This window comes from Streptomyces monashensis (genome assembly GCF_001866665.1).
GTDB lineage: Bacteria > Actinomycetota > Actinomycetes > Streptomycetales > Streptomycetaceae > Streptomyces > Streptomyces monashensis.
The window spans coordinates 15,016-32,201 of sequence record NZ_MLYO01000056.1; the positions used below are offsets into that span (position 1 = coordinate 15,016).

A 17,186-nucleotide genomic window follows, 5' to 3' on the forward strand; every position below is an offset into this window, starting at 1 on the left:
TCGGACATTGCGAACCCTTTAGGCATCGCGCGGGCAACCTTCGGGGCACCTGGCGGGACATGCACCGGGCACACCTCGGGGCACTGCCCAAGACACGCGTCACGGCCGTAACGTGTGGCGCGACCACATGGAACGCATCGCCATGCATGGCCCGGATGAGAGTGAGGCAGCACCCCATGCCCCCCTTCGACGTCCCCGAGGGCGACCCCTTCGGCCCGCACAACCTTCCCTATGGCGTGTTCTCGCCCTCCGGCAGCACGGAGCGGAGGGTCGGCGTCCGGCTCGGGGACCACGTCCTCGACGCGGGCGCGGCGGCCGCCGCCCTCGGCTCACCGCACCAGGCGCTGCTCGCCCGCCCCACCCTCAACGCCCTGCTGGCCGCCGGCCGCGCGACGTGGTCGCAGGTACGGGACGCCGTCACAGCCTGGGTCACGGACCCCGCACACCGCGAGGCCGTGGAGCCGCTGTTCCGCCCCTTGTCCGAGGTGACCCTGCACCTGCCCTTCGAGGTCGCGGACTACGTCGACTTCTACGCCTCGGAGAACCACGCGCGGAACGTCGGCCAGATCTTCCGCCCGGACGCCGCGGACTCCCTCACCCCCAACTGGAAGCATCTGCCGATCGGATACCACGGCCGCTCCGGCACGGTCGTCGTCTCGGGCACGGACGTCGTACGCCCGTCCGGGCAGCGCAAGGGCCCGACCGACCCGGCGCCCGTGTTCGGCCCGTCGATCAGGCTGGACATCGAGGCCGAGGTCGGCTTCGTCGTGGGCGTCCCGTCCGCACTGGGCAGCCCGGTCGCACTCGGCGACTTCCGGGAGCACGTCTTCGGCCTCTGCCTGCTGAACGACTGGTCCGCGCGGGACATCCAGGCCTGGGAGTACGTCCCCCTCGGCCCGTTCCTCGGCAAGTCCTTCGCCACCTCGGTGTCCGCATGGATCACCCCGCTGGACGCGCTGGAGCACGCGCGCGTGGCCGCACCGCAGCGCACGCACCCCCTGCTGCCCTATCTGGACGACGGGGCGCCGGGCATCGAGCCGGGCGGCTACGACCTGCGGATCTCCGTCGCGATCAACGGCCATGTGGTTGCCGAGCCGCCATTCTCGACCATGTACTGGACCGCCGCCCAGCAGCTCGCCCACATGACGGTGAACGGCGCCTCGCTGCGCACCGGCGACCTGTACGGCTCGGGCACGGTGAGCGGCCCCGCCGAGCACCAGCGCGGCTCCCTCCTGGAGCTCACCTGGAACGGCCGCGACCCCCTCGAACTCCCCGACGGCAAGCGGGCCTTCCTGGAGGACGGCGACGTGGTGACGCTGTCCGCGTGGGCGCCCGGCCCGGACGGACGCCGGGTCGGGCTGGGGGAGGTCAGCGGCCGGGTCGTACCGGCGTGAGCCACGCAGTCGCCACGCGCGTGCGTGCGTGCGTAGCGGCACGTACTGGCGACGGCTGACGCGGCGTCCTCGCCGGACGACCTGGGCCGGGCGGCGGAACCCACCGACGGCACGAGGGAGTTCGTGACCTGGGCGCCGACTCCGGGATTCGGGCCGGAGGCCGTGCCGGAGGCCGTGCCGGAGGCCGTGCCGGAGGCCATGCGGCGGGCCTTGCGGGACCGGGAGACGCAGGGCTTCCGCCCCCGGAGGCCGGACGGTACCGGACGAGGCGGCCGGGGGTGCGGGACGGATCACTGCCGAGACCTGCCTCTCGCCGCCCCTCCCCGGCATACTGGGCGGACAAGGCACCATGCGACGCGCCCCCGGCACATCGCCTCGCACCACCCGCACCCGCGTCCCTCTCCGACCAGGAACCGGAGCCCCGGCATGACCGTCTGCCTGCTCCTGCTGAGCGTCGTCGCCCTGACGTCCGCGCTGCCGGCACCGCGCGCGCTGACCCGTGCCGCCTGGCCCGAGCGGGAACCCGTGGTCGCGCTGTGGGTGTGGCAGTGCCTGGTCGCCACCGTCCTGCTGTGCTGCCTGGCCGCGCTGGTCCTGGGCACGGCGGCCGTCTTCCACACCGTCCGCGACCACGTGTTCGCCCCCGCGCCGCCCTCCGTCACCGCCGCGTACGACCTGTCGGCCACACCGGTGTGGGCCACCGCCCTCACCCTGCTGCTGGCCTGCGGGGCCGCGTGGACGACGGCGATGCTGGCCCGGGAGATCGTCGAGGCCCGCCGCAGCCGCGGCCAGGCTCGCGCGCAACTGCGCGAGCGCGCCCCCGACCTGCCGGCCGGGCTGCCGGCGGCGCGCGGCCCGATGCTCGTGCTGGAGGACGAGTATCCGGACGCCTGGTGGATGCCGGGCCACCCGCCGCAACTGGTCGTCACCACGGGCGCGCTGCAACGCCTCACCGACCACCAGCTCGACGCCGTCCTCACCCACGAACGCGGACACGCGCGTGCCCACCACGACTGGCTTCTGCACCTGTCCACCGCGCTCGCCACGGGCTTCCCGCGCGTGCCGCTCTTCGCCCACTTCTGCGACCAGACGCACCGCCTGGTCGAGCTGGCCGCCGACGACACGGCGTCCCGCCGCTGCGGACACCTCACCACGGCCCTCGCGCTGATCGAGCTGAACCAGCACCGGGGTGTCCTCTCCTGCGACTCCAGCCGCCGCCTGCTGGGCGAGCGCGTGGACCGCCTCCTGGAGCCCCCACCGCGGCTGCTGCGCCGGCACCGGGCCCTGACGACGACCGTGGCGGCCCTGGTGCCGCTGCTGCCCCTGCTGATCACGTTCGCCCCGGGGCTGACGGCGCTGTCCTGACCGGCGCGCCGGTGGCGGATCTTCCCGCCCGCTGAGCGACAACCGCAGCTCAGCGGCGTATCCGACACCCCCTCACCTGGCGCAACACTGCGGCAACACGCCTTTCCCCATCACATCGGTATGGTTCCAGCCATGCCACCCACCGACCGCCCCCGCGACCACGCCGGTCAGGGCGCCGCGACCACCGTCGCCGCCCACCGCGCACGTCGCCGGCTGCGTGCGGACCGGGCCCGGCAGCTTGCCGACCTGCTGCGCCACCAGCTGCTCACCGGCGCCTTCCAGGACGGCCCCCTCCCCCACGAGTCGATCCTCGCCGCCGACTACCGCGCCTCCCGCAACACCGTCCGCCAAGCCCTGGACCTGCTCCGGGCAGAAGGGCTGGTGGAGCGGCAGCCCGGGGTCGGCACCGTGGTCGTCGCCCGGAAGTACCCGCACGGGCTCGACCGTCTGCTGGGTCTCGCGGAAACCCTCCGCGAACACGGCCGCGTCACCAACGAGGTCCGCACCATGGGCCCCGCTCCCGCGCCCGCTCCGGTCGCCGACCGCCTCGGCGTACCGGCTGGCGCCGACGTGCTCTACATCGAGCGCCTGCGCCGTCTGAACGGTCTCCCCCTCTCCCTCGACCTGACCTACATCCCGCTCGACATCGGCACCGCCCTGCTCGGCGCCGACCTGGAGAACACCGATGTCTTCCGCCTCCTGGAAGCCATCACCGGCCAGCGCCTCGGCCACGCGGAGATCACCCTTGAGGCGGTGAACGCGGACGCTCACTCCGCCGCCGTGCTCCAGGCTCCCCGGGGCGGCGCCGTACTGATGCTGGAACGCCTCACCCATCTCGCCGACGGACGCCCCGTCGACCTGGAGTTCATCCGCTTCCGCGGCGACCGCATCACCATGAGCGGCCTGCTCCACCGGTCCTAGCCAAAGGCGGCCGCACCCCACCCTGCCAGCACGTTTCCTGGAGACAGCCATGACCTTGGCGCCCCAGCGGGCCGACGTGCCCGTCACCATCGACGAGTCGAAGTGCATCGACGGCTGCACCCTCTGCGTGGACATGTGCCCGCTGGACTCCCTCGCCATCGACGAGAGCAGCGGCACGGCGTACATGCACGTCGACGAGTGCTGGTACTGCGGCCCGTGTGCGGCCCGCTGTCCCACCGGAGCCGTCACGGTCAACATGCCCTACCTACTCCGGTGAGAGGTACAACCCCCATGAAACGCATGGCAGTTGCCCTGTTCGCCACCGCACTCCTGCTTCCCCTGTCCGCCTGCGGCGGCAGCGCCGAGGCGGGCAGCGGCTCCACGGTCACCGTGACCGTCGGCTACCAGTCCAAGACCATCAACACCGTCACTGCGGGAACCCTGCTGCGCTCCCTCGGCTACTTCGAGCAGCAGCTCGACTCCCTGCACGACGGCCACACCTACAAGGTCGACTGGCAGGACTACGCCGCAGGCGCCCCGATCACCGCCCAGATGACCGCCGGGAAGATCGACATCGGCTCGATGGGCGACTTCCCACTCCTGCTCAACGCTGCCCGCGGCAAGCAGCTCGGCCGCCCCACGCACCTGGTCTCGGTGACCGGCTACAACCTGCGCGGCGGCCTCAACACCGTGGTGACCGCGCCTGATTCGAAACTCGCCTCACTGACGGACCTGAAGGGCAAGAAGGTCTCCACGAGCATCGGCTCCGCCGCCGACGGCACGCTCGTACGCGCCCTTCAACGCGCCGGCATCGACCCGGACAAGGGCATCTCCAAGCTCAACCAGCAACCCGCCGTGGGCGCCTCGGCGCTGGCCTCCGGCAGCGTGGACGCCCTGTCGCAGTTCGTCGCCTGGCCCGGGCTGCTCGCCTACCAGGGCAGGGCGAAGGCCTTGTACGACGGAGCCCAGCTGAACCTGCCCACCTTCCACGGTGTGACCGCCCGCGAAGACTTCGCCCGGCAGCACCCGGCCGTCCTGGAGGCCTTCCTCAAGGCCCAGGCCAAGGCGACGGACTACCTCAACGCCCACCCCGTCACCGCCGCCGAAAAGGTCGCCCAAGCCACGGGCCTGCCGACCGAGGTGGTCTACCTCTACAACGGCGCCCACGGCATCGCCACGTTCGACCCCGCCGTCAAGCCCCAGCTCGTCTCCACGCTGAAGCAGGACGTGTCCGTGCTGAAGGCCGCCAAGCTGACCGGCGACATCGACGTGGACTCCTTCGTCGACGACCAATACGTGAAGAAGGCCCTCGGCACGTCCTACGCCCAGCGGCTCACCGCCGCACCCGCGCCGACCGCGAGCGAGGTGTGGGCCGGAAACAGCGACAAGACCCTCATCTTCACGTCCGCGAAGGCGCTGCTGGCCTACGTGGCCGCGCACCAGGACGGCATCCGCGCCGCCTATGTGCCCGATGCCACCACCGGCACGCTCTGGTTCGCCGGCAAGGCGGTCTGGGTGGCCGACGGCGACCGGTTGCTGCCCTTCGTCACCCCGGCCACCGCGCAGGCCTACGTCACCACCCACGCAGGCGCACGCACCGTGTCGTACCGCGAGGCTCTGGAGCGGGCCGTATGACCCGCCGGCCCCTGATCCGGTATACGCTGCGCACCGCCTCCCTGGCGGCCTTCCTCGGTCTGTGGCAGCTGCTGACCAGCCTGAAGGTCGACCTGTGGCTGCGCTTCTCGCAGTTCCCGACCGTCACCGACGTGGCCCGCGCCTTCGCCGGCCGGCTCTCCGGTGACGACTACTGGACCGACCTCACCGACAGCCTCACCCGGATCCTCAGCGGCTTCGCCCTGGCCGCCGTCCTCGGCGTGGCGACGGGCGTGCTCGTGGCCCGCTCGCGGCTCGCCGAGGATCTGCTCGGCCCGGTCCTGGAGGTGATCCGCCCGATCCCGGCGATCGCCCTCGTCCCGGTCGCGATCCTTCTCTTCCCCTCCAACGAGCAGGGCATCGTCTTCATCACCTGCACCGCCGCCTATTTCCCCGTACTGGTCTCCACCCGGCACGCGGTCCGCGCGCTCACCCCCGTCTGGGAGGAGGCGGTGCGCACCATGGGCGGTGGCCGGCTGCGGATCCTCGGGTCGGTGGTGCTGCCGGGCGCGCTGCCCGGGATCTTCGGCGGACTGTCGGTCGGTATCGGCGTGTCCTGGATCTGCGTGATCTCCGCCGAGATGATCTCCGGCCAGTACGGGGTCGGTTACCGCACCTGGCAGGACTACACGGTGGTGAACTACCCGGGCGTCTTCGTCGGCATGGTCACCATCGGCGTTCTCGGCTGGGTGACCTCCACGGCCGTGGAGCTCCTCGGCCGGCGTCTGACCCGCTGGCTGCCCCGCACCTCGTACGTCCCCGGCGGCCGCGCCCGCGCGGCCCGGCCCGCCGTCGCCCCCGTACGCGGTGGCCGCGATTCCGAGCAGCACGCTCAGCCCGAGCAGCAGGGCCACCAGGACACCGAGGAGGCCCGCGATGAGCACCTCGTCTGAGACCGTCACCTCTCCGGTCACCACGCCGGCACCGGGGAGTGCACGCGGTACCCGGCTCACGTTCCGTTCCGCCGTGCTCGGGCGGCCGGACGCGCCGGTGCTGTCCGGCGTCGACCTGGAGGTCGCTCCCGGCGAGATCCTCACCGTCGTCGGCCCCTCGGGCTGCGGCAAGTCCACGCTGCTGCGCACGCTCGCCGGACTGCTGCCTCCGCTGGGCGGCACGGCCGAGGCGGACGGCGCCGCGCTGACCGGGCCGTCGGCCGACCGTGCGCTGGTCTTCCAGGAGGACGCGCTGCTCCCCTGGCGCACCTTGCGAGGGAACGTCGAACTGCCGCTCGCCATCAGCGGCGTACCGCGCGGTGAACGCCGCGCCCGCGCCGAGTCCTGGCTCGAACGCGTCGGACTCAGCGCGCAGGCGGGGCAGTTGCCGCACCGTGTGTCCGGCGGGCAGCGCCAGCGCGCCCAGTTGGCCCGCGCGCTGGCCGACAGTCCGCGCGCGGTCCTCATGGACGAGCCCTTCGGCGCCCTGGACGTCCAGACCCGCTCCGGCATGCAGGACCTGCTGGTGGAGGTGCTGCGCGGCACGGGCGCGACCGTCGTCTTCGTCACGCACGACGTGGACGAGGCCCTCTTCCTCGGCGACCGCGTGGCCCTCCTCGGCTCCGGCCGGGTGGCCGCCGTGCGCGACGTCCCCGGCCCCCGCGACCGAGGGGCTGTCGACGCTCCCGCCCGCGTGGCCCTGCGCCGCGACATCCTGACCTCGCCCGGCTCCTGAAAGGCACCCCGGTGACCACCCCCGCGCCCACCCTCCCGGAGATTCCCGCCGTCACCGACGCCGAGGAGCTGACCTGCGACGTCCTCGTCATCGGCGGTGGCACCGCCGGCACCATGGCCGCGCTGACCGCCGCCGAGCGCGGCGCCGACGTCCTGCTGCTGGAGAAGGCCCACGTCCGCCACTCCGGCGCGCTCGCCATGGGCATGGACGGCGTCAACAACGCGGTCGTCCCTGGCCGCGCCGAACCCGACGACTACGTCGCCGAGATCACCCGCGCCAACGACGGCATCGTCGACCAGTCCACCGTCCGGCAGACCGCCACCCGAGGTTTCGCGATGGTGCAACGGCTGGAGTCGTACGGCGTCAAGTTCGAGAAGGACGAGCACGGTGAGTACGCGGTGCGCCAGGTGCATCGCTCCGGCTCGTACGTACTGCCGATGCCAGAGGGCAAGGACGTCAAAAAGGTCCTCTACCGGCAGTTGCGGCGGCGCGAGATGCGGGAGCGGATCCGCATCGAGAACCGCGTGATGCCGGTCCGGGTGCTCACTGCGGACGGGCGGGCCGTGGGCGCCGCGGGCTTCCACACCCGCACCGGCGCCTTCGTCACCGTCCGCGCGGGGGCGGTCGTCCTCGCGACCGGCGCCTGCGGCCGGCTCGGGCTGCCCGCCTCCGGCTACCTGTACGGCACCTACGAGAACCCCACCAACGCCGGTGACGGATACGCCATGGCCTACCACGCGGGCGCCGAACTGTCCGGTATCGAGTGCTTCCAGATCAACCCGCTCATCAAGGACTACAACGGGCCCGCCTGCGCCTACGTCGCCAACCCCTTCGGCGGCTACCAGGTCAACCGGCACGGCGAGCGGTTCGTCGACTCGGACTACTGGTCCGGGCGGATGATGGCCGAGTTCGCCGCCGAGGTCGCCGGTGACCGCGGCCCGGTCTACCTCAAGCTCAGCCATCTCCCCGAGGAGTCGGTGTCCGCGCTGGAGTCGATCCTGCACTCCACCGAGCGCCCCACCCGCGGCACCTTCCACGCCGGACGCGGGCACGACTACCGCACCCACGACGTCGAGATGCACATCTCCGAGATCGGCCTGTGCGGCGGCCACTCCGCCTCCGGCGTCCGCGTCGACGACCACGCCCGTACGACCGTCCCCCGCCTGTACGCCGCCGGTGACCTCGCGTGTGTCCCGCACAACTACATGATCGGGGCCTTCGTCTTCGGCGACCTGGCGGGCGGGGACGCCGCCCGGTACACGGCGTACGCGGGTGAACTTCCCGCGGACCAGGTCCGCGAGGCGCACGAGCTGATCTACCGTCCGCTGCGCCACCCGAACGGCCCGCCGCAGCCCCAGGTCGAGTACAAGCTGCGCCGCTTCGTGAACGACTACGTGGCACCGCCGAAGTCCGGCGCGCGGCTCTCCCTCGCCCTGGAGGCCTTCGAGCGGATGCGCGCCGACATCGCCGCCATGGGCGCCCGCACCCCGCACGAGCTGATGCGCTGCGCCGAGGTCACCTTCATCCGCGACTGCGCCGAGATGGCCGCTCGCGCTTCCCTCGCCCGCACCGAGTCCCGCTGGGGCCTCTACCACGACCGTCTCGACCATCCCGGTCGGGACGACGCCTCCTGGTTCCACCATCTCGATCTGCACAAGTCCCCCTCTGGTGCGATGGAGTTCACGGCCCGTCCCGTGGCTCCCTATCTGGTCCCGGTCGAGGAGTTCGCGCCCGTCGGCGGTCCCTCCCGGCGGATCGGCGAGGTCCACCCCGAGCACGTGGCCACGGCCGGGCCGCGCGAGGCGGCACCGATCGCCGCGGGTCCGGCGCCCGCACGCGTCACCGCCTCCGCCTCCGGCGCGCGGGCCGGCACCCACGGCACCGCCTCGTCCCGGCTCCTCCGGCTGCTGGAGCTGGCCGAGGCGGAGCCGGAACTCGCCGCACTGGAGCCCTACTTGACGGACTCCGACCCCGGCGTGCGCCGGACAGCCGTCGCGGTGGTCACCGAGACCGTGCCGCCCGGCGGCGGGCTGGCCCTGGCCGGTGCGCTCGCCGACCCCGACGCCGAGGTCCGGGCGGCCGCTGCGGCCTCGCTGCGCGAGCTCGTCGAGACCCTGCCGCCCGACCCCGCCCTGGGCGGCGCCCTCACCGGCGCGCTCGACCAGGCCGACCCCGTGGTCCGGGCCGCCGCGCTCGATGTGCTGCGCGCCCTGCGGCTCGGCGGGGCCGGTGTGTTCGCCGCGGCGCTGGACGACCCCGACATCGCCGTCCGCACCGAGGCCGTACGGGCGCTGGTCTCCGTCGACGCCGTCCGCCCGCTGGCCGGTGCCGCGGACGATCCCTCCCGGGAGGTCCGGGTCGCGGTGGCCAGAGCGCTGGCCACTGTCGCCCCGGCCGCGTCGGCGGAGGCCGACCAGCAGTTGCTCAGGGCCGCCCTGGACCGGCTGACCGAGGACACCGACGCCCTGGTACGCGGCGCCGCGCTCGGCGCCCTGGCCGACACCGGCTGCCCTGCGCCGCTCGCCGCCTGGGCCGTGGCCGCCCTGTCCGACCCGGCCTGGCAGGTCCGCTCCGGCGCCGCCACCGCGCTGTCGGCCGCGGCCGCCGACACTGCCGTACCCGCGCTGGCCAAGGCCCTGGCCGACGCCAACGCCGACGTGCGCAAGGCGGCCGTCCTGGCCCTGACGCGGCATCGGGGCACGGCACAGGCCCGCGCGGCTCTCGCCACGGCCGCGACCGACTCGGACGCGGACGTCAGGGCCTATGCGGCGCGGGGGCTGTGACGATCTCTCGCGTCTCCTCGGCCCGACGCGCCCGACCCGCTCCGCCCGCTATATCCAGTCGTCGGGTTCCGGCTCCTCGTCCTGCTCCGGCCAGTCGGTGCCCTGCGCGGCACCGGCGGCCGGAGCCGAACCCACCGGATCCGCCGGATCGTCCAGGGAGGCCAGCGCCGCCAGCACGCCCTCCCCGTACGTGGCCAGCTTCTTCTCGCCGACGCCGCTCACCGTGCCCAGTTCGGTCACGGAGGCGGGGTTCAGCGTGACGATCGCGCGCAGGGTGGCGTCGTTGAAGACGATGTACGGCGGGACACCCTGCTCACGGGCCTGTTCGGTGCGCCACGCGCGCAGGGCCTCGAAGGCGGGCACCAGTTCGTCGGGCAGCTCGGCCGCGGCGACCTTGGCCTTGCTGCCGCCGCCGGACGCACCCGCCGACCGCGACCGGGCCACGGCCGGCTTCTTCGGCTCCTTGCGCAGCGGCACCTCCCGCTCGCGCCGCAGCACCGAACTGCTCTCCTCGGTGAGCACCAGCGTGCCGTACTCCCCCTCGACCGCGAGCAGTCCCTGGGCCAACAGCTGGCGGATGGCGCCCCGCCACTCGGCCTCGGTGAGGTCCGTACCGATACCGAAGACGGACAACTGGTCGTGGTCGAACTGGATGACCTTGCCGGTGCGCTTGCCGAGCAGGATGTCGACGATCTGCACGGCGCCGAACTTCTGCCCGCGCTCACGCTGCAGCCGTACCACGGTCGACAGCACCTTCTGCGCGGCGATCGTGCCGTCCCAGGTCTCCGGCGGGGTCAGGCAGGTGTCGCAGTTGCCGCAGCCCGCCGGATCGGGGTCCTGGCCGAAGTAGGCGAGCAGCTGACCGCGTCGGCACTGGGCTGTCTCGCACAGCGCGAGCATCGCGTCGAGGTGGGCGGAGGCGCGGCGGCGGAAGACCTCGTCGCCCTCGCCGGACTGGATCAGCTTGCGCTGCTGTATGACGTCGTTCAGGCCGTACGCCATCCACGCCGTGGACGGCTGTCCGTCGCGGCCCGCGCGGCCGGTCTCCTGGTAGTAGCCCTCGATCGACTTGGGCAGGTCCAGGTGGGCGACGAACCGTACGTCCGGCTTGTCGATGCCCATACCGAAGGCGATGGTCGCCACGACGACCAGGCCGTCCTCGCGCAGGAACCGGGACTGATGAGCGGCGCGCACGCCCGCGTCCAGGCCCGCGTGGTAGGGCACCGCCTCGATTCCGTTGGCGGCCAGGAACTCCGCCGTCCGCTCCACCGAGTTGCGCGACAGGCAGTACACGATGCCCGCGTCGCCCACGTGCTCCTGCCGCAGGAACGCGAGCAGCTGCTTCTTGGGGTCGGCCTTGGGCACGATCCGGTACTGGATGTTGGGCCGGTCGAAGCTGGCGACGAAGTGCCGGGCCGTCGGCAGGTTCAGCCGCTGGGTGATCTCCTGGTGGGTGGCGCGGGTCGCCGTCGCGGTGAGAGCGATCCGCGGGACGTCCGGCCAGCGCTCGCCGAGGAGGGACAGCGCGAGATAGTCGGGGCGGAAGTCGTGACCCCACTGGGACACGCAGTGCGCCTCGTCGATCGCGAAGACGGAGATCTTGCCGCGTGAGAGCAGGTCGAGCGTGGTGTCCAGGCGCAGCCGCTCCGGGGCCAGGTAGAGCAGGTCCAGCTCGCCGGAGAGGAACTCGGCCTCGACCAGGCGGCGCTCGTCGAAGTCCTGCGTGGAGTTCATGAATCCGGCGCGCACGCCGAGGGCGCGCAGGGCGTCGACCTGGTCCTGCATCAGGGCGATCAGAGGGGAGATCACCACGCCTGTACCGGGTCTGACCAGGGCGGGGATCTGGTAGCAGAGCGACTTGCCGCCACCGGTCGGCATGAGGACGAGGGCGTCGCCGCCGGCCACCACATGCTCGATGATCGCTTCCTGCTCACCTCGGAAAGCCTCGTATCCGAAGATCCGGTGCAGCGTGGCCAGCGCCTCGCTGTCGGCCGCGCCCGGCCCCTCGGTCACCTGTGGCATCTCGCTGATCCCGCCCGTCGCTTTCATGGTCCTGTCCCCCGCCGGTCCCCCGTGTGTCGTATCCCGACCGCTGCCTCCACGATAGGGGGCCGCACCGACAGCCACGGAGTTATCCACAGGCTGCGCCCATTCTCCTGTGTCATCGGCCACTGACCTGACGTGATCATCCGGACTCCGCCGGTCCCGGAAACACACCGCTGCCCGGCGCCCCTCCGAAAGAGGGTGCCGGGCAGCGGCCTGTACGCGGCGGAGCGTCAGCGCACGAAGACTCCCGCCTGGCTCGCCAGGTTCAGGAAGTACTGCGGGGCCACGCCGAGCACCAGGGTCACCGCCACGCCCAGGCCGATCGCGGCCATGGTCAGCGGGGACGGGACGGCCACCGTCGGGCCGTCCGGGCGCGGTTCGCTGAAGAACATCAGGACGATCACGCGGATGTAGAAGAACGCGGCGATCGCCGAGGAGATCACACCGATGACGACCAGCGGGGCCGCGCCGCCGGCCGCGGCCGCCTTGAACACGGCGAACTTTCCGGCGAAGCCGGAGGTCAGCGGGATGCCGGCGAAGGCCAGGAGGAAGACCGCGAAGACGGCCGCCACCAGGGGGGAGCGGCGGCCCAGTCCCGCCCACTTGGACAGGTGGGTCGCCTCACCGCCCGCGTCGCGCACCAGCGTGACCACCGCGAAGGCGCCGATCGTCACGAAGGAGTAGCCGGCCAGGTAGAAGAGGACGGACGAGACGCCGTCCTTCGACGTGGCGATGACACCCGCGAGGATGAATCCGGCGTGTGCGATCGAGGAGTACGCCAGGAGGCGCTTGATGTCGGTCTGGGTGATCGCGACGATCGCACCGCCCAGCATGGTGATGATCGCCACTGCCCACATGACCGGCCGCCAGTCCCAGCGCATGCCCGGCAGGACGACGTACAGCAGGCGCAGCAGCGCGCCGAACGCGGCCACCTTCGTCGCCGCCGCCATGAAGCCGGTCACCGGGGTCGGCGCGCCCTGGTAGACGTCGGGCGTCCACATGTGGAACGGGACCGCGCCCACCTTGAACAGCAGGCCCATCACGATCATGGCGCCGCCGATGAGCAGCAGGGCGTCGTTGCCCATGGTGTTGGCGAGCGCCGGGTCGACGTTGGTGACCGTGCCGTCGACGACCTGCGCGATGCGCGCGTACGACACCGAGCCCGCGTAGCCGTAGAGCAGGGCGATGCCGAACAGGGTGAACGCCGAGGCGAACGCGCCGAGCAGGAAGTACTTGACCGCGGCCTCCTGCGACATCAGCCGCTTGCGGCGGGCCAGCGCGCACAGCAGGTACAGCGGCAGGGAGAAGACCTCCAGGGCCACGAACAGCGTCAGCAGGTCGTTGGCCGAGGGGAAGACCAGCATGCCCGCGATGGCGAACAACAGCAGCGGGAAGACCTCTGTCGTGGTGAAGCCCGCCTTCACCGCCGCCTTCTCGCCGTCACTGCCGGGCACCGACGCCGCCTGTGCGGCGAAGGAGTCGACGCGGCTGCCGTGCGCCGCCGGGTCCAGGCGGCGCTCGGCGAAGGTGAACAGGGCGACCAGTCCGGCCAGCAGGATCGTGCCCTGGAGGAACAGGGCCGGTCCGTCGACGGCGATCGCGCCCATGGCCGCGATGTGCGCCTTGGTGGTGCCGTAGCCGTCGGCCGCGAGCCCGACGACCGCTGCGAACGCGGCGCACAGGGCGACGACGGACACGAACACCTGCGCGTAGTACCGGGACTTGCGCGGGACGAACGCCTCGATCAGCACGCCGACCAGCGCGGCACCGACGACGATCAGCGTCGGCGACAATTGCCCGTATTCGATCTTCGGCGTCGGGATCTTCGCGATCGGGTCGGCCGCGGTTGTCCACAGGCTGTGGACGGCTGCTGTGCTCACTTGGCCGCCTCCACCGAGGGCTTGGGGTCGGTCTTGTGTACGTCGGACATGGTCTGCTTGACCGCCGGGTTGACGATGTCCGTGACGGGCTTCGGGTAGACGCCCAGGAAGATCAGCAGCACGATCAGCGGGGCCACGACCACCAGCTCGCGCGCGCGGAGGTCCGGCATCGCCGACACCGCGGGTTTCACCGGGCCCGTCATCGTCCGCTGGTACAGCACGAGGGTGTAGAGCGCGGCGAGGACGATGCCGATGGTGGCGATGATGCCGATCGCCGGGTAGCGCGTGAACGTGCCGACCAGGACGAGGAATTCACTGACGAACGGCGCGAGGCCAGGCAGGGAGAGGGTGGCCAGGCTGCCGATCAGGAACGTGCCGGCGAGCACCGGGGCGACCTTCTGCACCCCGCCGTAGTCGGCGATGAGCCGCGAGCCGCGCCGGGAGATGAGGAACCCGGCGACCAGCATCAACGCGGCTGTGGAGAGGCCGTGGTTGACCATGTACAGCGTGGCCCCGGACTGGCCCTGGCTGGTCATCGCGAAGATGCCCATGATGATGAAGCCGAAGTGCGAGATCGACGCGTACGCCACCAGGCGCTTGATGTCCCGCTGGCCGACGGCGAGCAGTGCGCCGTAGACGATGCTGATCAGGGACAGGACGAGGATGGCGGGCGTCGCCCACTTCGAGGCCTCCGGGAACAGCTGGAGGCAGAAGCGGAGCATCGCGAAGGTGCCCACCTTGTCGACGACCGCGGTGATCAGGACGGCGACCGGGGCGGTGGCCTCCTGCATGGCGTTGGGCAGCCAGGTGTGCAGCGGCCACAGGGGCGCCTTCACCGCGAAGGCGAAGAAGAAGCCGAGGAACAGCCAGCGTTCGGTGCTGGTCGCCATGTGCAGCGAACCCGACGCGCGCGCGTGCGCGATGTCCACGAGGCTGAAGCTCCCGGCGACGACGTAGAGGCCGATCACCGCGGCAAGCATGATCAGGCCGCCGACGAGGTTGTAGAGGAGGAACTTCACGGCCGCGTACGACCGTTGCGTCGAGGCCGCCGCCTCGCCCTGTGCGTGGGCGCGGTCGCCGAAGCCGCCGATGAGGAAGTACATCGGGATGAGCATGGCTTCGAAGAAGATGTAGAAGACGAAGACGTCGGTGGCCTCGAAGGAGATGATCACCATCGCCTCGACGGCCAGGATCAGCGCGAAGAAACCCTGTGTGGGCCGCCAGCGCCGGCTGCCCGTCTCCAGCGGGTCGGCGTCGTTCCAGCCGGCGAGGACGATGAAGGGGATCAGCAGGGCGGTCAGCGCGACCAGCGCCACCGCGATGCCGTCCACGCCCAGCTCGTACCGCACCCCGAAGTCCGCGATCCAGGCGTGGGACTCGGTGAGCTGGTAGCGGGCGCCGCCCGGGTCGAAGCGGACCAGGATCGTGATCGCCAGGGCGAGTGTGGCCAGCGAGACGAGCAGCGCCAGCCACTTGGCGGCGGTACGCTGCGCGGCCGGTACGGCGGCCGTGGCGACGGCCCCCACGGCCGGGAGCGCCGCCGTCGCTGTCAGCAGAGGAAAGGACATCGGTATCAGACCGCCCTCATCAGCAGGGTCGCGGCGACGAGGAGTGCCGCGCCGCCGAACATCGAGACCGCGTAGGAGCGGGCGAAGCCGTTCTGGAGCCGGCGCATCCGCCCGGACAGACCGCCGAAGCCGGCCGCCGTGCCGTTGACGACACCGTCGACCAGGGTGTGGTCGACGTACACCAGCGAGCGCGTCAGGTGCTCGCCACCGCGGACCAGGACCACGTGGTTGAAGTCGTCCTGGAGCAGGTCGCGGCGGGCCGCGCGGGTGAGCAGCGAGCCGCGCGGGGCGACGGCCGGGACGGTCCTGCGGCCGTACTGCGCCCAGGCGATGCCGACGCCGATGACCAGGCAGACCATGGTGGCCCCGGTGACCGTCCAGGCACTGACCGGGGAGTGGCCCTCGCTGTGTCCGGTGACCGGCTCCAGCCAGTGCAGGAAGCGGTCGCCGATGCTGAAGAAGGCGCCGCCGAAGACCGAGCCGACGGCGAGCACGATCATCGGGATCGTCATGACCCTCGGGGACTCGTGCGGGTGCGGCTCGTTGCCGTTCTCGTCGGGCTGCCAGCGCTTCTCGCCGAAGAACGTCATCAGCATCACGCGCGTCATGTAGAAGGCGGTGATGGCCGCGCCCAGCAGGGCCGCGCCGCCGAGGATCCAGCCCTCGGTGCCGCCCTTCGCGAAGGCCGCCTCGATGATCTTGTCCTTGGAGAAGAAGCCGGACAGGCCCGGGAAGCCGATGATGGCGAGGTAGCCGAGGCCGAAGGTGACGAAGGTGACCGGCATATACGTCCTGAGGCCGCCGTACTTGCGCATGTCGACCTCGTCGTTCATGCCGTGCATGACCGAACCGGCGCCGAGGAACAGCCCGGCCTTGAAGAAGCCGTGCGTCACCAGGTGCATGATCGCGAAGACGTAGCCGATGGGGCCGAGGCCCGCGGCGAGGATCATGTAGCCGATCTGCGACATGGTCGAGCCGGCCAGCGCCTTCTTGATGTCGTCCTTGGCGCAACCGACGATCGCACCGAACAGGAGCGTGACCGCGCCGACGACGGTGACCGCCAGCTGTGCGTCGGGAGCGGCGTTGAAGACGGCTCCCGAGCGGACGATCAGGTACACGCCCGCGGTCACCATCGTCGCCGCGTGGATCAGGGCAGAGACCGGGGTCGGGCCTTCCATGGCGTCCCCGAGCCAGGACTGCAGCGGCACCTGGGCGGACTTGCCGCAGGCGGCGAGCAGCAGCATCAGGCCGATCGCGGTGAGCTTGCCCTCGGAGGCGTCGGTCGCGTGGCCGAGGACCGGACCGAAGGCGAACGTCCCGTACGTCGCGAACATCAGCATGATCGCGATCGACAGGCCCATGTCGCCGACGCGGTTGACCAGGAATGCCTTCTTCGCGGCCGTCGCGGCGCTGGGCTTGTGCTGCCAGAAACCGATCAGCAGGTACGACGCGAGACCGACGCCCTCCCAGCCGACATACAGCAGCAGGTAGTTGTCGGCGAGGACGAGCAGCAGCATGGCCGCGAGGAACAGGTTGAGATAGCCGAAGAAGCGGCGGCGCCGCTCGTCGTGCTCCATGTACCCGACCGAGTACAGGTGGATCAGTGAACCGACGCCCGTGATGAGCAGGACGAACGTCATCGACAGCTGGTCCAGGCGGAGTGTGGCGTCCGCCTGGAAGCCGGCCACCGGGACCCAGCTGAACAGGTGCTTGATCAGGGTGCGGTGTTCGGCGTTCTTGCCGAGCAGGTCGGCGAAGAGGATCAGGCCGAACACGAAGGAGGCGGCCGACAGGAGCGTGCCGATCCAGTGGCCGACGCGGTCCAGGCGCCGGCCGCCCGTCAGCAGGACGGCCGCTCCGAGCAGGGGCGCCGCGATGAGCAGCGCGATCAGGTTCTCCACGATTCTT

The 17,186-nt window shown here is 71.6% G+C and carries 12 protein-coding genes; 8 read left to right on the forward strand and 4 right to left on the reverse strand.

The features are described 5' to 3' along the window. The first annotated feature begins 176 nt into the window (after positions 1–176). The 8 genes from fahA (at position 177) to BIV23_RS30870 (ending at position 9,784) form a co-directional block, all read left to right on the forward strand. Complete coding sequence (gene fahA, locus BIV23_RS30835; protein WP_071384272.1) at positions 177–1,394, forward strand: fumarylacetoacetase; 1,218 nt, start codon at positions 177–179, stop codon at positions 1,392–1,394. A 426-nt stretch (positions 1,395–1,820) separates the two neighbouring features. Next, the gene (locus tag BIV23_RS30840; RefSeq protein WP_071384273.1) at positions 1,821–2,759 is read left to right on the forward strand and encodes a M56 family metallopeptidase; all 939 of its coding nucleotides are present in this window, start codon (positions 1,821–1,823) and stop codon (positions 2,757–2,759) included. Between the two features lie 132 nt (positions 2,760–2,891). Then, entirely contained in the window at positions 2,892–3,680 is a 789-nt protein-coding gene (locus tag BIV23_RS30845) for a GntR family transcriptional regulator (protein ID WP_071384274.1), read from the forward strand. Positions 3,681–3,729: 49 nt separating this feature from the next. Then, positions 3,730–3,957, forward strand: coding sequence for a 4Fe-4S dicluster domain-containing protein (locus tag BIV23_RS30850; protein WP_071384275.1), 228 nt, complete (start codon positions 3,730–3,732; stop codon positions 3,955–3,957). Positions 3,958–3,971: 14 nt separating this feature from the next. Then, the gene (locus tag BIV23_RS30855; protein ID WP_071384276.1) at positions 3,972–5,315 is read left to right on the forward strand and encodes an ABC transporter substrate-binding protein; all 1,344 of its coding nucleotides are present in this window, start codon (positions 3,972–3,974) and stop codon (positions 5,313–5,315) included. After that, positions 5,312–6,226: an ABC transporter permease gene (locus BIV23_RS30860; RefSeq protein WP_079173496.1), complete on the forward strand. Its 915-nt coding sequence runs from the start codon at positions 5,312–5,314 to the stop codon at positions 6,224–6,226. The genes BIV23_RS30855 and BIV23_RS30860 overlap by 4 nt, the downstream gene beginning before the upstream one ends. Continuing rightward, positions 6,210–7,001: an ABC transporter ATP-binding protein gene (locus BIV23_RS30865; RefSeq protein WP_071384277.1), complete on the forward strand. Its 792-nt coding sequence runs from the start codon at positions 6,210–6,212 to the stop codon at positions 6,999–7,001. Before BIV23_RS30860 ends, BIV23_RS30865 begins: the two co-directional genes overlap by 17 nt. An 11-nt stretch (positions 7,002–7,012) precedes the next feature. Next, positions 7,013–9,784 (forward strand): fumarate reductase/succinate dehydrogenase flavoprotein subunit, encoded by a 2,772-nt coding sequence (locus BIV23_RS30870; RefSeq protein ID WP_071384278.1) that lies wholly within the window; start codon positions 7,013–7,015, stop codon positions 9,782–9,784. 48 nt (positions 9,785–9,832) lie between these two features. Here the strand turns inward: BIV23_RS30870 and recQ are convergent, their stop codons facing one another. The 4 genes from recQ to nuoL form a co-directional block, all read right to left on the reverse strand. Then, entirely contained in the window at positions 9,833–11,833 is a 2,001-nt protein-coding gene (gene recQ, locus BIV23_RS30875; protein ID WP_071384279.1) for a DNA helicase RecQ, read from the reverse strand. A 227-nt stretch (positions 11,834–12,060) separates the two neighbouring features. Further along, entirely contained in the window at positions 12,061–13,710 is a 1,650-nt protein-coding gene (gene nuoN / locus BIV23_RS30880) for an NADH-quinone oxidoreductase subunit NuoN (protein WP_071384280.1), read from the reverse strand. Next, positions 13,707–15,278: an NADH-quinone oxidoreductase subunit M gene (locus BIV23_RS30885; RefSeq protein WP_071384281.1), complete on the reverse strand. Its 1,572-nt coding sequence runs from the start codon at positions 15,276–15,278 to the stop codon at positions 13,707–13,709. Before BIV23_RS30885 ends, nuoN begins: the two co-directional genes overlap by 4 nt. A gap of 5 nt (positions 15,279–15,283) precedes the next feature. Beyond that, positions 15,284–17,179 carry an NADH-quinone oxidoreductase subunit L gene (gene nuoL, locus BIV23_RS30890; protein ID WP_071384282.1) on the reverse strand — a complete coding sequence of 632 codons (1,896 nt, stop codon included), beginning with the start codon at positions 17,177–17,179 and terminating at the stop codon, positions 15,284–15,286. Positions 17,180–17,186 lie beyond the last annotated feature (7 nt).

What these genes read in the sequence shown, in the direction of transcription:
- BIV23_RS30865 (WP_071384277.1), top strand. Translation starts at nt 6,210, where the DNA reads ATGAGCACCTCGTCTGAGACCGTCACCTCTCCGGTCACCACGCCGGCA.
- BIV23_RS30855 (WP_071384276.1), top strand. Translation starts at nt 3,972, where the DNA reads ATGAAACGCATGGCAGTTGCCCTGTTCGCCACCGCACTCCTGCTTCCC.
- BIV23_RS30850 (WP_071384275.1), top strand. Translation starts at nt 3,730, where the DNA reads ATGACCTTGGCGCCCCAGCGGGCCGACGTGCCCGTCACCATCGACGAG.
- fahA (WP_071384272.1), top strand. Translation starts at nt 177, where the DNA reads ATGCCCCCCTTCGACGTCCCCGAGGGCGACCCCTTCGGCCCGCACAAC.
- BIV23_RS30860 (WP_079173496.1), top strand. Translation starts at nt 5,312, where the DNA reads ATGACCCGCCGGCCCCTGATCCGGTATACGCTGCGCACCGCCTCCCTG.
- BIV23_RS30840 (WP_071384273.1), top strand. Translation starts at nt 1,821, where the DNA reads ATGACCGTCTGCCTGCTCCTGCTGAGCGTCGTCGCCCTGACGTCCGCG.
- BIV23_RS30885 (WP_071384281.1), bottom strand. Translation starts at nt 15,278, where the DNA reads ATGTCCTTTCCTCTGCTGACAGCGACGGCGGCGCTCCCGGCCGTGGGG.
- BIV23_RS30845 (WP_071384274.1), top strand. Translation starts at nt 2,892, where the DNA reads ATGCCACCCACCGACCGCCCCCGCGACCACGCCGGTCAGGGCGCCGCG.
- recQ (WP_071384279.1), bottom strand. Translation starts at nt 11,833, where the DNA reads ATGAAAGCGACGGGCGGGATCAGCGAGATGCCACAGGTGACCGAGGGG.